Consider the following 13,768-nt stretch of genomic DNA (forward strand, 5'->3'; position numbering starts at 1 on the left):
CCGTTGAATGTTCTGGTTATGACGCTTTCACGGGCTTGGCCCGGGCATACCCGGCGGCTTTCGGCTGGCGCACGAACACGACGATGACAAGCGCTGCCAGCACGCTCGCCGCACCGAGCGCGACGAGCCCCGCACTCTTCGATGCATACGCCGCCTCGGCCGCCGTTCGCAGCATCGGCGCGACGAAGCCGCCAATGCTGCCGAGCGAATTGATCAGCGCAATGCCCGCCGCGGCCGCTGCGCCTGTGAGATAGCGGGTGGGGAAAGTCCAGAAGAGCGGCTGCGCACCAATGAAGCAGCTCGCGGCAAAACAGAGCGCAATCATCGATACGACCGGCTGGCTCGCGAGCCCGGACACGGCGATGCCCGCGCCCGCGACCAGCAGCATCAGCACCGCGAGGCGCCGGTGCAGGCCGCTCGCATCCGCATAGCGCGGCACGATCCACGTGACGACGACGGCGCAGATCCACGGTATCGCCGTCACGAGTCCGACCTTCAGGCCCACTTTCGCGCCGAGCAGCGCGGACACCTGTTGCGGCAGATAAAAGATCACGCCGTAGACCGCCACCTGGATCAGGAAGTAGACGGTCGAGAGAATCAGCACGCGCACGTCGACGAGCGCGGCGAGCACGCTGTGCGGCCCATGCGACGATGCGGCGCGCGCATCGCTTTCGATCCGCGCAGCGAGCAGCAAACGCTCGTCGGACGTGAGCCAGCGTGCCCTGGCTGGTTCGTTGTCGAGATACCAGAACGCCCACACGCCGACGATCGATGCGAGGCCGCCTTCGATCAGGAAGAGCCACTGCCAGCCCGCGAAACCGAGCGCGCCATGCAGGTCGAGCAACAAGCCCGACAGCGGGCTGCCGAAGATGAACGCGAGCGGCGCACCGAAGTAGAAGACGCCGAGCGCACGCGCACGCGCCGACTGCGGAAACCAGCGCGTCAGGTAATAGACGATGCCCGGAAAGAAGCCCGCCTCCGCCACGCCGAGCAGAAAGCGCAGGACATAGAACGTGGTGGTCGAATGGGCGAAGGCCATCGCCGCCGAGACGAGCCCCCACGTCACCATGATCCGGCACATCCACAGCTTCGCGCCCACGCGATGCAGCAGCAGGTTGCTCGGCACCTCGAAGAGCGCATAGCCGACGAAGAAGATGCCCGCGCCGAACGCGAACGCGGCGTTCGAGAGCCCCGTGTCCTGCTGCAGGGCCTTTTGCGCAAAGCCGATGTTCGCGCGGTCGAGAAACGCGAGCACGTACATCAGTAGAAGGAACGGCAGCAGACGACGCATGACCTTCGCGGTCACTGCGTCCTCCGCGTGGCGCGGATCGCTCATGGGTTGTCTCCGGTATTCTTGTCCCGCGCGGCGGCTAGTAGGTGGCGCGTCCGCCCGACAGGTCGAACACTGCGCCGGTGCTGAACGCGCAGTCTTCGGAAGAGAGCCAGAGGATCAGCGACGCGGCTTCCTCCGGCAGGAGAAAGCGGTTCATCGGAATCTTGGAGAGCATGTAGTCGATGTGCTGCTGCGACATCGAATCGAAGATCTCGGTCTTCGCCGCAGCCGGCGTGACCGCGTTGACGAGGACGTTCTTCGTCGCGAGTTCCTTGCCGAGCGACTTGGTGAGCCCGATCAGCCCTGCCTTCGACGCGCTGTAGTGCGACGCGTTCGGATTGCCTTCCTTGCCCGCCACCGAAGCGATATTGACGATCCGCCCGTAGCCGTTCTTCAGCATGTGCGGCACGATCGCGCGGCAGGTGAGAAACGGGCCGGTCAGGTTCACGTCGATGACGCGGCGCCACACGTCGGGCGCGAGTTCCCAGGTCGTGCCGTTGCCGCCCGTGATGCCCGCATTGTTGACCAGCACGTCGATCTTGCCGTGCGCGGCGAGCGTCTTCTGCACGGCGGCTTCGACGGATGCCTCGTCGGTGAGTTCGACCACCGTCGCGCTGACCCTGTCCGCCCCGTCGAGTTCATCGGCGGCGCGCTGCAGGCGCTCGGCGTCGATGTCCCAAAGCGCAACCTGCGCGCCCGACTTGAGCGACCGCTGCGCAACCGCATAACCGATGCCGCGAGCGCCTCCCGTAATCACCACCGTGCGTCCTGCCAGATCGACCTGGTTCATCGCGTCTCCTTGTCTGTTGTCTTCACGAGTCAAGCCACTATAGTGAAGTGGCAATAGCCGGACAATTCGTCTTGATGATGACGCGATAGCGAAAGTGGATCGTTAGTGCCATGGCGGGTGCGCGCCGAATCCGCGAGACCGGGCGGAATGCTCTGACCATAGCTGGCGCGCGTCGTCGCGAGGCGGACCTTGCCTGCGCGGGCGCAAACCGCGATGATTGGCTGGACTTCGAACGCGCGCGCGTATCGCGCCCCGAATAGTGTTCCCTTGCTCAGCTGAGGACAATGTGGACTGGAAGTTCTGGAACAAATCATCCCCTTCCCATGGAGCGTCCGAGTCGGCCTCGGACACCTACGGAGCGTTGCGCAAACTGCTGGGCATGCTCATGAGGGCGGACGCTCCGCCTTTTTCCAACTGGAACGTGGCCGGCATCGTTTTCACCCCGGAAGTCGAGAACACGGCTCAGAGCGCGACCAAGGGCTACGCACTCGCGCTCTGGTTCTGGCTGTTCGCCGAAAAACACGGCGTGGTCGCGGCGCGGATGGCGCGCGACACGTTCTGCCTGCTCGCGGATGAAGCCCAGCCTGCGACCGGCGACGTGCTCGACACGCTGATCGAACTCGAGAACCGCCTCATTCAATCCTTCGACGCTACGCCCGTCGAGCAACGCAGTTTCGTCGTCGATGGAAATCTTCTGGAACTGCCGATGGAGTTCGTGCTGGCGACAGGCTTCCTGCTACAGGCTCCGGACTCTCCTTACTACGGCCGGACAGGCAGCGATCTGGAGGGCAACGACATCCGGGTTGCCGCCTGCCTGCGCAATGCGACCGAGCACGCCATGCCCCTTTTTCGGGAAATGGTTCGCGGCCTGCCGGAGTTCGACGCTCACGCCCTGCCTCAGTGGAAATGGAGCGCGGCCCCCGGCGCCATCGAGCGCCATTTGCAGCGTCGCTACAACAACCCGCTTTTCCCGCTGCATCGACAGGTCGTGACGTCGAAGGACGTGTACGAGGCGCGTCTCGCGGACCATCAGACGCTCGCCGAGATTCGCAAGGAGCTGACGGAACTGACGAGCGAGTTCTACGCTCACAAGGAACTCCCCTCGGACTGGCATCCGTTCCTGAATGGCTTCCGCGGGCGGCTCGATTCGCTGGAAGACCGGCGTCTCATGACTGGCGGCGAGAATGCGGCCCTTGGCACCTCGATTGCCGAGATGCGAGGCAACGTGATGACGCTCTGGCGTTCCGCACTCGGGAACAGCAGACAAAGCCTCTCCTCGCTCGATACGGCCGAGGCGCACGAGCATCGACGACGCGCCGCCCTGTATGCGACCGACTGGATGCGCCAGTTGCGCAGTCACGCTTCACCCATCCCGCCCCAGGAGGTTGTCGCCGCGTTGCTGAGCGACACCCCGGCCGAAATGGAAGCGGCAGTTTCCGCGCTGAAAAGCGAGCCCGAGTTGCATGGAACGCTGGAGAACTGTCGCTCCTACGCGCACCGGCTCGTGGCCGAGGTCCGCGCGAGCGGCCATCCGCTTGCGGATATCGACGAAAAGCTGCGGATCCTCGACGAGACGCAGCCTAAAGCGTTGGCGCAGGACGACCCGTCATGAACGGCGGCGCAGCGCAAACCGCTGCGCCCTCCTCAGTCGAACGCTATGCCGCCATCGCGTCGAAGCGCGTCGAGCCGTCGGATTTGCTCGGGCAGGATTCGACCAAGCGACAGTGGCGGCAACGCGTCGATATCGAAAAAGCCGACGCCGTCCGTTTCAACGCCGATGACATCGCCCGAGGCCACGATCCTGCCCAGAAAAATGAGCTTCCAGATATGAAAGACCGAAGGCGGATGCGGATGCTTCGCTGTATCCCACACGGCCAGCAGCCGCTCTACGGTAACCGTATATCCGCTTTCTTCCCGCACTTCCTTGGCAGCGTTATCGGAGGGCGATGCGCCGACATCCGCCCAGCCGCCGGGAAGTGACCACAATCCGTCCGCCACCTCGCGCACCAGAAGGATTTCGCCTGCGTCGTTGAACACTGCGCATCGGACGTCGAGCTTCGGGTTCGCATAGCCTGCTTCGTGCGCGAAGAGTTCAGCGACCTTCTCCGCATCCATGTCAGCCAGTTCGCCAAGCTGCGCGTGAGCGATAGCGGCGATCTCCTCATAGCGCTCCTTGTCGAATGCGCCATCGGTGTAGTGCAGGCCGCTTTGGGCCAGTGCCAGCAAGCGGCGCGCTTGCTCCAGTCGTCGAATGGACAAGCGGACCTCTACGATCTGTGTTGGCTTGACAATGACAAGCCGCGTGCATCGCACACCGCCGCTTGCGGCTTCGTCATGCGCGCCTGGATTTGTTCTAATGTCACCATGTGTTTTTCCGCGTAGTAACCAGCCGAACTATGACACATGCGCCCTCGAAAATTATTTCCTGAAAGCGGACATGGACTTACTCCCGATACGGACGTCGTGCCATTGATGCGATACGCCAAACACTCCCGACGCATGAGCGCACTGGGCATCGATTCCATCTGGTGGACCGTAATCGTGCTTTTTGTCCCGCTCGGTCCGTCGACCGAGGAACTCCTCGCGCAACCGGAGTCCCTCGTTGCAACGATCCTTCTGTGGACGCTCCTCGCCCAATGCGTTCCGATACTGCTTACCGGCCTGATGTGGGTCATCTGGGGCACTTCGCCGGGCAAACGAGCGCTACATCTGAGAATAGTCGATGCGGATAGCGGGCAGCGGATGACCGCGAAGCAGGCTGCTCTGCGCACTCTCGGCTACCTGATCTGTTTCGCGACGTGTGGCGCGGGCTTCCTGTCGATTCTGTTCAACGAACGAAGACAGGGATTGCACGATCGCATGGCGAATACGATCGTCATCGAGGAAGAGTCCGGCGATGGCAGTCGTCCTGCGGCGTAGCGGTCACGCTGGGTTTCGGATGAACCCGATACGGCTATGAGAAAAAGAAAGGCGCCACATCGAGGATTCTCGTGGCGCCCTAACGCTCTCACGGTCGCAGCCGCTCGGAGAACGTGGTGAGACCAATCAACGCACGGCGATTCCGGCGATTTCCGCGCGAAAGCTGCCGACGAATGACACCCGATTCACTGACCGCCGAAATACAGCTTGTTCATTTCGGCAGGCGAGGCGGGCCTTACCGCCGTTCCGCCCCCGGAGGCCGACGAACCGCTGACCGCTCCGCCGTAACCGGTAGCAGCGTCGCTCGGGGATATACGTGCCTCGGCGGCCTGGATGTTGGAGGGATAATTCGGCTCGTCGCCGCCGCCCGGCGTATAGCCCGCCGATTCCAGTTGCTTGAGTTCGGTGCGCACTTGCGCTCTCGTCAGCGACGAATCCGATTGTGCGAATGACACCAGCGGAGCGGCCAGCACCGACGCCGCAACGACTGAATAGATTAGGGATTTCATGACCGCCTGCCTCCGAAGCTTGCGCTTTAGCTCGTTACAAAACGATGGTCTGACAGTACTGTCTTAAGGATAGTCGACCATAGCTCGATGGAGTGGCGAATGACACCGCAGACCGCTTGAGGTCAGGTTCCGGTCATATAGCGCAAAGCGGCCTACGCGGGAACGAAGACCACCGCTCCGACATCGGCGATGTGCGTAAAGCTCCTGAAAAACCGGTAGGTCTGGTCGCCGACCGTCAGCCGGTTAACGCCGACGTGCGTCAGTTCGAGGATCTCGCTCGCCACGGCCGCAGTAATGGTTCCCTGGCTTTTCAGACCCTCCTCCTCGTTCTCGGGGTTGCCGAGGCAGACGGCAAAGACCTCGGGATCGCGACGCATCATGACGACGCCCTTCCCCGAGTCGAGCGATAGCTCGAGGTACCCGATCAGCGTCCGCAGCGCCCCGGGCGTTTCTTCCAGCGGACCGTCAGCCAAACCAGAACCAGTAGTCATGCTAGCTCCGTCGTATATGCCTGTCTGAGTTGCGAGCAATCAATGCATCGCGCCTGAAAATCATTGGCCAGCAGCAACCGGACCCGCGGGCGTCGGCACGGCGCTCCTCGGCGGCGGTGCAGGCCTCGTGCTCTTCGCCCACCGAAGCTGGCTCGTCGCCATCGAGAGCATTACCTGCGATTGCGCGCTGCCCGAATCGAGATCCTTTGCGTGAGCGGCATTCTGCGCCATGCAGGACCAGTCCTTACCCGTTTCGCAATAGCGAGCGCGCTGCAAGGCGGCATCACGCTCGCGCTCGCGCCGGATCAATTCGTCCGACACCTGCCGAGCCTCCGGTCGCGCTTGTACACCCTGGCGCAGCCGTCCAAAGCGCTCGCGTGCGTCGGTGAGGTCTCCCTGCTTCAGCGCGTAGCGCACGCTGTTTAGAATGTTCAGTTCCGACGCCGTGACCGCGTTCTTCGCCGGTGGAATCTCGGCTTTCGGCGCTGGAACGGGGACAGCTGGCCTCGGCGGTGCCGCATCGGTCAGAGCGGAGGAAACCGTGCCGGCAGCTTCCGGCGAAGCGGAGTCCGCCGTCGATTCGCCGTTGGCATTACCTGGAGCCGGGGTCGGCGCAGGAACTGGAGCCATCTGCGGTGGCGTGCTCGCTGCGGCCACGGCATCCGGCGCCGCTCCCGCAGGCGGCGCGACGACCGCACCCGAATCGTAGCCGCGCTGCGATTCGATTTCGGGCTGCAGCGACTGCTGCTGCGGACTCTCGTGACGAAAGTAGACGGTGACGAACAAGGCCGCGCCCAGAACGGCGAGCACATATGGCCACACCGGTTTGCGTACCGGACGATGGCTTTCGAAAGGAAAGAACACGCCACCGGCCGGGTCCGGATTCGACCGGTCGGCACGTCCACGCGACGCGCGGGTTTCCGGATGCATCGCATCCGTGTTTTGCTGCCCGTCGGCCGTTCCCGGCACGGGGACCGTATCGGCTCCGCAAATCAGGCAGACGTCGCTGTCCGCGTATCCCGCGGGAAAGCGCTTGCATACAGGGCAGATGCGCCGTTCCAGAGTGTCAGCGTGGCTCATCCTCATCTCCCGGTCGTTCGTGAAAAAACACCGCCGTGTGGGAGTACCCGGTGGCAGCACTGCAAGACATCGCCGGAGAAAGCCCGTACTGCCTTCGCCATCCAGAGCAGGCGACTGAAAGCGCGGGCGGCGATGCCGGTCATTCGGTTGTTTCGGGCGGGCATCGAGGCTCGCTGGTTCGCGCGTGGCTGCGGGGCGGGTCGCACTCGAGGCGAACGCGTGACGAGACGAAGGCAGTCGAGTGCAAAGCGTGGCGCAATCCGTTCCACCCGGCGTCGCGCCAGAGGGTCCGGCGTTCGCGCGGAGGCGGACTTCGATGAAGCCCGCGTGCGATCGATGCGGCCCCGAAAAAGACCGGACTGAATCCAAAGATTACCATTTGCGTGGCGTCGTCGTCGGATTTGGCCAGACGCGATGAGATCGGCGGCCAGGGTTTTCATTGCGCTTTACCGGACCTTTCGGCCGAGGCACGACGATTGCAGTGAGAGTCATGCGGGTCGCATCGCACTGAATGCGACTCCTATCCAAACTCAAGGAGATAACCATGAAACTCGCTGCGAAGGGAACCAGAGGCCTGCTGATATCGGCGTTCATCCTAAGCCTGTCCGGAGCCGCCTATGCGCAGGCCGGCGGCGGCGGTGGCGCGGGCGGCGGCACTGCGGGCGGCACCGGCGCGGGCCAGGGCGGCACCGGCATGAGCACGCCGAACGCGAACGGCGAAACGGGCGCGAACTCCAACGCGACCGGCGGCAACTCGATGGGCTCGTCGAAGTCCAACATGTCGCACAAGAAGACGCAGAAGAAGGGCTCCTCGACGATGGACGCACCCGCTTCCGGCAGTCAGTAAAGCTCCGGGCTTTGCATCACGAAAGCCTTTCAGCCCATGAAACGGCCGGACCGGTTTCCGGCCGTTTCCATTGCATCCCGCACACGGGCCTCGGCCGTTCCGCTTTACAATGACGCCGCAGTCGAACACGAGAAGACGAAACACGAAATCGGTCGAACGCATCACACCCTCGCGGACCGCGCATGCGGGAACGAGGCGCCTCTCTCACCGTCGAACCGGCAATGGTCACTGAAACATCTTCATCGGAATCGCTCGCCGTCGCGGAGCGCGTGCGCGAACTCATGAGCCGCCATGGCATCGGCAAGCGGCAGCAGACCGCCGAACTGTGCCGCATCCTCGACCTCAGTTTCTCGCAAGGCCATCGCAAGCTGCGCGGCAACAGCCCGTGGACGCTCACGCAGATCCGCCGCGTCGCCGATGCATTCGACGAACCCGCGCTGCAGCTCTTCGATGCAAAAAACACCGACGTCGACGATACCGAAGGCACCGCCCACGACGCCGTGTTCAAGATCGGCTCGACGGAGATCCCGTGCACAGCGTGGGTCGGCGCGGCGCTCGATGCGGGCAGTCGACCCGATTTCATCGTGCAAAAGCTGAACAACCGCTGGCTCGTGACCAAGCACGAGGGTGTGTTGCTCCACGCAGCGTTCGACGTCCACAAGATCGAAATCCAGCCGCGTCGCGCGGACATGGAAAAGCCGGTAATTGCAGTCGTCGACGACGATCAGGCCTCGGCCGACAACCTGCATGACTATCTGGAATGCACGGGCTTCACGGCCATCGCGTTCTACAACCTCGACGCGTTCCTGGAATCGCTGCAGACGCAAGTGTTCGATGCGGTCGTGATCGACTGGCTGTTCGGCGTGCATACGTCGGCGGGCGCGATTCGCGCGGTGCGCGAGTCCGACAACCCGGACGCGCCGGTCTTCGTCCTCACCGGCGAACTCACAACGGGCAAGGCCAGCGAATCCGACATCAGCCAGGTCATTCGCGACTACAACGTCGCGTGCTTCGAAAAGCCTGCTCGTCTCGCGATTCTGGTGGCCGATCTCTCCAAGCGCCTGCTGCGCGCCTGAGCATCAACATGAGCGCTCAGGCGATGCGCCGCGTCGCCGACACTGCGCGTGCCACTGCGCTCTTGAGCACCTCGTAGCGCACCGGCTTCAGCAGATAATCGAAGAACAGGATGGTCGCGGCCGGGTCGACGAGTTCGGGCGCGTAGGCGCTCACCGCGATGATCGGCACGCTCGCACCGGGCGCGAGCCGCGCGCGATACTCCTGTGCGAACGAATAGCCGTCCTTGCCGGGCATGTGCAGGTCCGCGAGGATCACGTCCGCCTGATTCGACGCGAGCCACGCGAGCGCGCTGTCCACGTCGCCCATTGCGACGGCAGCGTAGCCGAGATGCGTCAGCATTTCCGTGAGCGACTCGCGGATCGATTCGTGGTCGTCGATCACGAGCACGCGCGACTTCCTGAGCGGCGCGCTTTCGGCGGCCTGCTCGCGGCGCTCCGGCAGCGCGTCCGCCGACACGGCCGGCAGACTCACGCGAAACGCCGCGCCCTGCCCGACTTCGCTCGATACCTCGATCCTGCCGCCCAGCAGTTCGACGAGGCCGCGCACCACCGCGAGCCCCATGCCTGCGCCGTCGAAACGGCGCGTGCTCGACGAATCGAGCTGCGTGAACTCCTGAAAGATCAGCGGAAGCTGCTCGCGCGCGATGCCGGGGCCGGTGTCGATCACCGAGATGTCGAGGCGGTCGTCGGCGCGCTCGAAGCGCACGTCGATCGAGCCTGCGTCCGTGTACTTGATCGCGTTGGTGACGAGGTTCGTCACGATCTGCCTCAGGCGGTGCTGGTCGCTCTCGAGCGGGCCGCGCTGTCCGAGGAACTCGCCGCGCAATTCGAGGCCCTTCGCCGTCGCGCCCGGCGTGTTCGCATCGACGATGGAATCGAGCAGTTCGAGCGGATCGAACACCGTCATGCGCAGTTCGAGCTTGCCGGCGCCGAGCCGTGCGTAGTCGGTCAGGTCGCGCATCTGCGCTTCCAGATGACGCGCGCCGGTTTCCAGACGCTGGATGATCTTGCGGTCGGCGTCGTCGCGCAGGCTCAGGCCCAGCAATTCCACCGACGATACGATCGCATGCAGCGGCGTGCGCAACTCGTGGCTGATCATGCCGAGGAAGGTGTCCTTCGCGACGCTCGCCTCGCGCGCGGCGCGCGTCGCCTGATGTTCGGCCGCCAGTGCCGCGCGCTGCTGCTCGATCAGGCGCGTGCGCCGGTAGCCGTTCAGCAGCAGCAGCGTGGTCGCCGCTGCCGAGAGGAGCGCGAGCAGGATGCCGCCATAGATCAGATAGCGCCGCTTGGTCTCGAAGTCGCTCACGATGCCCTCTCGCTCGGCCACGTCCACCATGCGTCTGCCGTTCGACAGCTCGCTCACCGCCGCGAGGTTCTGCCGCAGCACGCCCGTGATGCGCAGCGTGCGCTGGGGGTCCTGGTCGATCGTATCGACGTCAGAAGAAATCGACCCGATCGCGTTCGCCAGCTGCCGCAAGATCTCTTCCTGCCGGTTGCGCAACGCCTCATGGTTGCCGAGCATCTGCGTGGACCCGGCGACGACGTTGAGCTTCGATTCGACGAGTTGGTAGCGCAGGCGGACCGCGTCGGCGTCCTCGTCGATACCGCCGCGATACAGCAGCACCTGGTTCGCAAAGCGCTCGTAGGCGATCTCCAGCTGCGCGGCGTCCCAATAGAAGCCGTCGTAGGCAACGACGATCTGTTGCGGCGTCTGCTTCACGAGCAGGCCCGTGTAGAGCATGTAGGCGACGGCGCCGATCGGCGGCGCAATCGCGAGCGCGATCAGCGCCGCGTACCACACGCGCCTGTACCACGGGCGCGTCATTTGAGGATCAGTGCTTTGACCTGCCATACGAATCGGGCATCGGCGGCCGCGCCCGTCAGTTCCGACGGATACGTGTCGCGGGGATAGACGAGAAAGAACGGGCCGAAGTCGCGCACTTCGAGGCGCTTGCCGTTCATGGTGTACGCGAGGATCGCGCCGTAACGCTCGGCGTTGCTTGCGGGCATGCTTACCGTGTAGTCGTCGAGCGTGAGAAATTCGACCGTGCGGCCCGTCGCGCCGACGAGCTTCAGCACGTCGGAGAAGAGCGGTCCGGTGAAGGTCGACTTGGGCGTCCAGCGCGTCGAAGTGACGATCGTATGCACCGGAAGCTTCAGCAGTTCCGCTTCGGAAATGCGATAGACCGTGTGCGACGCGTCGTTGGTTCTTGAAATTTTTCCCTGCACTTCGAGTGCGAGGGGCGGCGCCGCGCGAACCAGTGGCGCGATGGCGAACAGCAGCCACAGGACGGCGATGCGCAAGTACGGGATCGCCATCAGCGCGCCTCGTCGAACGCCTTCGCGGCGCGCTCCGAAGCCACGACGATCAGCTTCATCGTCGCACGCGTCGCGCCGACGAAGAACTTGCGCGCGGCCTGTTCGTCGAGCGCATCGAAGTCGACTTCGGTCAGGATCACGCACGGGGCCGATTGCCCCTTGAAGCGATAGATCGATTCGAGCAGCACATCGCCCTCGCGGTACTCGGGATTGCCGAACAGGTCGTAGCCGCCGGTGAAGCTGCGCAACCGGTGCGGGCCGAGCTGCTCGACCGCGGTCAGCACCGAACCTTCGCGCCCGCGAAACGACAGCACCGCGATGTCCTGCTTGCGAAAGCCGAGCGAGAGCGCCTGCGTGATCGCGCGCTTGGTCGCCTCGATCACTTCGTCGGCGTGACCGCTTGCGTAGGTCGAGATGCTGACATCGGAGCCGTCGAAGGGACTGCCCGCATCGAGCCGCACCTCGTTTCCGACGATGCGCCGGATGTAGGCGAGCAGATCACGCGGGCTGCGGTAGTTGGTGTTCTCGCGCAGCGTCGTCCAGCCGGGCAGCGGAACGGGCTCGCGGAAATAAAGGTTCTGCATCGGGTCTTCGAGCCACCACCAGGCGCCTTCGGGCTTAAGGAGCCGCGCGAGGGCATCGACCCACGCCGCGTGAAAATCCTGCCCCTCGTCGACGATCAACACATCGAACTTCCAGTGCTCCGGAACCTCGACGTTCGCAAAGCGTTCTTCAAGCGTTGCAAATACATTCGGCTGGCTGAAGTCGGGCGGACTGCCCGCATCGCGCGCGACCGCCGCGCTCAGTTGGTGATAGTTAGCGATCTTCGCCTCGGAGGGCGCGACGAGCCGGATGTGATCGGCAAGCGGCCGGTTGAAGCAGACGTACAGCACGCTCTTGCACTTCGCAACCGCATCGCGCATCACCTGCACGGCGAGTTGCGTCTTGCCGGAGCCGGCCGTGCCGATCACGCGCAGACGAAACGGCTCGAATTCGAGGCGGCGCGCCCAGGTCGCGAGGCCGCCGGACAGGCGCGTGACGAGCATGTCGGCCTGACCGACGAGCGCATTGGTATCGGGCGTGAGCGCAAGTTCGTCGGCGAGGAAGTGATGGATGCGAGTCGACGATTCGAAGCGCGGTTCATCGGGCGGCAGGATGTCCAGCACCACGGAGGGCAGCTTGCGCTTGCGGCTCGCATCGACGATGCGGGCGGGCGGCACGCCTGCGATGGAGTCGTCCTTGACCGTGTAGTCGGGGCAGTACAGGAGTTCTTCGATGCGATAGGTACCTGCGCCGAACGCTGCGGTGAAGCGCCGGTGGAGATTTTCCAGCGTGCGCGCAAGTTGTACGGCGACGTTGCGTTCCTTCTGCAGATAGACCTTCACGAGCCCGGAGGGCGTTTCGCGCAGGAAGCCCGCCTTCTGTTCGATGACGAGCACGCGGCCCGATGGGGCAACGACGACAAAGTCCGCTTCCCCGAAGACCGAGAACCCCTCGTTGATGCGAGTCCAGTGAACGCCGTGGTAGACGGTGTAGTCGTCGGGGAGCTTTTCCAGGAGCGACAGCGTCTCGAGTTCGCGCACGGCGGCGCCGGTTGCTTCGAGATTCTTCCAGTCGTCGGGGACGATGCGAGCCATGCTCAGCCTTTTTTGCGCGTCAGCGCAAGGTGTTGGGGACGGTAGTCGCAATTGTACGCATGACGCTCGGGGCCTCGCGCGTTTTTGCGGTTTCGCCCTTCGGGCCGGGTGTTTGATGTGCGCTTCTATGGAACTTGCTTTCTTTGTGGTCTATTTGCTCTGCCCCTGTCCGGGGCGGGGCTTACTTTCTTTGCTGCTGCAAAGAAAGTAAGCAAAGAAAGCAGCTAGGGGGCCAACGGTATTAGGACGTGACCACCCTCGCAATACCGAGTGGCCCAGCCCCTAAGTGTCGCCCTCAAAGGACTTCAGGGGCTTGGTGCGCGGCGCGCACTGTGTCATCGCGCAGTGAGCACATTGGCACAGCAGTCATTCATCCGTTTTCGCTTCGCTGGACGAAAGGTGCATTAGTCGTGCGGTTTAGGGTCGCGGTCGAGGTTGCAGTCCGCTGGTTTTCGGTTGTGCCCCTCGTCCGAGCGAAGCGCGGACGGACCGAAGCGGAGTGCATACCGCTCTGTTGGGGTGCGAGGGGTGTCAGTGCGTGCGCGCGCCAAGCCGGGGCGGTCCTTTGAGGGCGACACTCAGGCGCTGGGCCACTCGGTATTGCTCGTGCGTTGACGTGTTGTGACTGCTGCCTGAAAAAGCTGCTTTCTTTGCTTACTTTCTTTGCAGCAGAAAAGAAAGTAAGTCCCGCCCCGGACAGGGGCAGAGCTAATAGACCACTAAGAAATCAAGTTCCATGGAGGCGGAAAGCAACCCGACCAGCCCCA

At 63.8% G+C, this 13,768-nt stretch carries 13 protein-coding genes; 4 read left to right on the forward strand and 9 right to left on the reverse strand.

The window, feature by feature from the left end:
- Positions 1-16: 16 nt before the first annotated feature.
- Positions 17-1,336 (reverse strand): MFS transporter, encoded by a 1,320-nt coding sequence (locus AWB81_RS02575; protein WP_062632334.1) that lies wholly within the window; start codon positions 1,334-1,336, stop codon positions 17-19.
- Between the two features lie 34 nt (positions 1,337-1,370).
- Entirely contained in the window at positions 1,371-2,123 is a 753-nt protein-coding gene (locus tag AWB81_RS02580; protein WP_062632335.1) for an SDR family NAD(P)-dependent oxidoreductase, read from the reverse strand.
- 361 nt (positions 2,124-2,484) lie between these two features.
- Here AWB81_RS02580 and AWB81_RS02585 point away from each other — a divergent pair, with 361 nt between their 5' ends.
- Positions 2,485-3,735, forward strand: a complete 1,251-nt coding sequence (locus AWB81_RS02585; protein WP_235025701.1) for a tryptophan leader peptide — start codon at positions 2,485-2,487, stop codon at positions 3,733-3,735.
- A gap of 32 nt (positions 3,736-3,767) precedes the next feature.
- On the opposite strand, the gene AWB81_RS02590 is transcribed toward AWB81_RS02585, so the two are convergent.
- A complete protein-coding gene (locus AWB81_RS02590; RefSeq protein WP_087134786.1) occupies positions 3,768-4,382 on the reverse strand; it encodes an NUDIX hydrolase in 615 nt (204 codons plus the stop codon).
- A gap of 213 nt (positions 4,383-4,595) precedes the next feature.
- Between AWB81_RS02590 and AWB81_RS02595 the strand changes: the two genes are divergently transcribed.
- Positions 4,596-5,042: an RDD family protein gene (locus tag AWB81_RS02595; RefSeq protein ID WP_062632337.1), complete on the forward strand. Its 447-nt coding sequence runs from the start codon at positions 4,596-4,598 to the stop codon at positions 5,040-5,042.
- 185 nt (positions 5,043-5,227) lie between these two features.
- On the opposite strand, the gene AWB81_RS02600 is transcribed toward AWB81_RS02595, so the two are convergent.
- The 3 genes from AWB81_RS02600 to AWB81_RS02610 form a co-directional block, all read right to left on the reverse strand.
- A complete protein-coding gene (locus tag AWB81_RS02600; protein WP_062632338.1) occupies positions 5,228-5,551 on the reverse strand; it encodes a DUF4148 domain-containing protein in 324 nt (107 codons plus the stop codon).
- Between the two features lie 152 nt (positions 5,552-5,703).
- Positions 5,704-6,042 (reverse strand): hypothetical protein, encoded by a 339-nt coding sequence (locus AWB81_RS02605; RefSeq protein WP_062632339.1) that lies wholly within the window; start codon positions 6,040-6,042, stop codon positions 5,704-5,706.
- Positions 6,043-6,102: 60 nt separating this feature from the next.
- Positions 6,103-7,122: a hypothetical protein gene (locus AWB81_RS02610; RefSeq protein ID WP_062632340.1), complete on the reverse strand. Its 1,020-nt coding sequence runs from the start codon at positions 7,120-7,122 to the stop codon at positions 6,103-6,105.
- Between the two features lie 544 nt (positions 7,123-7,666).
- Here AWB81_RS02610 and AWB81_RS02615 point away from each other — a divergent pair.
- Both AWB81_RS02615 and AWB81_RS02620 read left to right on the forward strand, forming a co-directional pair.
- Positions 7,667-7,969: a hypothetical protein gene (locus AWB81_RS02615; protein ID WP_062632341.1), complete on the forward strand. Its 303-nt coding sequence runs from the start codon at positions 7,667-7,669 to the stop codon at positions 7,967-7,969.
- A gap of 221 nt (positions 7,970-8,190) precedes the next feature.
- Entirely contained in the window at positions 8,191-9,045 is an 855-nt protein-coding gene (locus tag AWB81_RS02620) for a helix-turn-helix domain-containing protein (protein WP_062632342.1), read from the forward strand.
- Between the two features lie 16 nt (positions 9,046-9,061).
- Here AWB81_RS02620 and AWB81_RS02625 read toward each other — a convergent pair whose 3' ends face one another.
- From AWB81_RS02625 to AWB81_RS02635, 3 genes are read right to left on the reverse strand one after another with little or no spacing between them, the layout of a single operon-like run.
- Entirely contained in the window at positions 9,062-10,870 is a 1,809-nt protein-coding gene (locus AWB81_RS02625; RefSeq protein WP_235025703.1) for an ATP-binding response regulator, read from the reverse strand.
- On the reverse strand, positions 10,867-11,364 hold the full coding sequence (locus AWB81_RS02630; protein ID WP_062632344.1) for a putative pterin-binding protein: 498 nt from the start codon (positions 11,362-11,364) through the stop codon (positions 10,867-10,869). Before AWB81_RS02630 ends, AWB81_RS02625 begins: the two co-directional genes overlap by 4 nt.
- On the reverse strand, positions 11,364-13,001 hold the full coding sequence (locus AWB81_RS02635; protein WP_062632345.1) for an ATP-binding domain-containing protein: 1,638 nt from the start codon (positions 12,999-13,001) through the stop codon (positions 11,364-11,366). Before AWB81_RS02635 ends, AWB81_RS02630 begins: the two co-directional genes overlap by 1 nt.
- Positions 13,002-13,768: the final 767 nt, after the last annotated feature.

Source organism: Caballeronia arationis (assembly GCF_001544975.2).
GTDB lineage: Bacteria > Pseudomonadota > Gammaproteobacteria > Burkholderiales > Burkholderiaceae > Caballeronia > Caballeronia arationis.

Bases quoted from the DNA above. Each gene is read 5' to 3' on its own strand.
- AWB81_RS02575 (WP_062632334.1), bottom strand. From the start codon at position 1,336: ATGAGCGATCCGCGCCACGCGGAGGACGCAGTGACCGCGAAGGTCATG.
- AWB81_RS02580 (WP_062632335.1), bottom strand. From the start codon at position 2,123: ATGAACCAGGTCGATCTGGCAGGACGCACGGTGGTGATTACGGGAGGC.
- AWB81_RS02595 (WP_062632337.1), top strand. From the start codon at position 4,596: ATGCGATACGCCAAACACTCCCGACGCATGAGCGCACTGGGCATCGAT.
- AWB81_RS02600 (WP_062632338.1), bottom strand. From the start codon at position 5,551: ATGAAATCCCTAATCTATTCAGTCGTTGCGGCGTCGGTGCTGGCCGCT.
- AWB81_RS02605 (WP_062632339.1), bottom strand. From the start codon at position 6,042: ATGACTACTGGTTCTGGTTTGGCTGACGGTCCGCTGGAAGAAACGCCC.
- AWB81_RS02610 (WP_062632340.1), bottom strand. From the start codon at position 7,122: ATGAGCCACGCTGACACTCTGGAACGGCGCATCTGCCCTGTATGCAAG.
- AWB81_RS02615 (WP_062632341.1), top strand. From the start codon at position 7,667: ATGAAACTCGCTGCGAAGGGAACCAGAGGCCTGCTGATATCGGCGTTC.
- AWB81_RS02620 (WP_062632342.1), top strand. From the start codon at position 8,191: ATGGTCACTGAAACATCTTCATCGGAATCGCTCGCCGTCGCGGAGCGC.
- AWB81_RS02625 (WP_235025703.1), bottom strand. From the start codon at position 10,870: ATGACGCGCCCGTGGTACAGGCGCGTGTGGTACGCGGCGCTGATCGCG.
- AWB81_RS02630 (WP_062632344.1), bottom strand. From the start codon at position 11,364: ATGGCGATCCCGTACTTGCGCATCGCCGTCCTGTGGCTGCTGTTCGCC.
- AWB81_RS02635 (WP_062632345.1), bottom strand. From the start codon at position 13,001: ATGGCTCGCATCGTCCCCGACGACTGGAAGAATCTCGAAGCAACCGGC.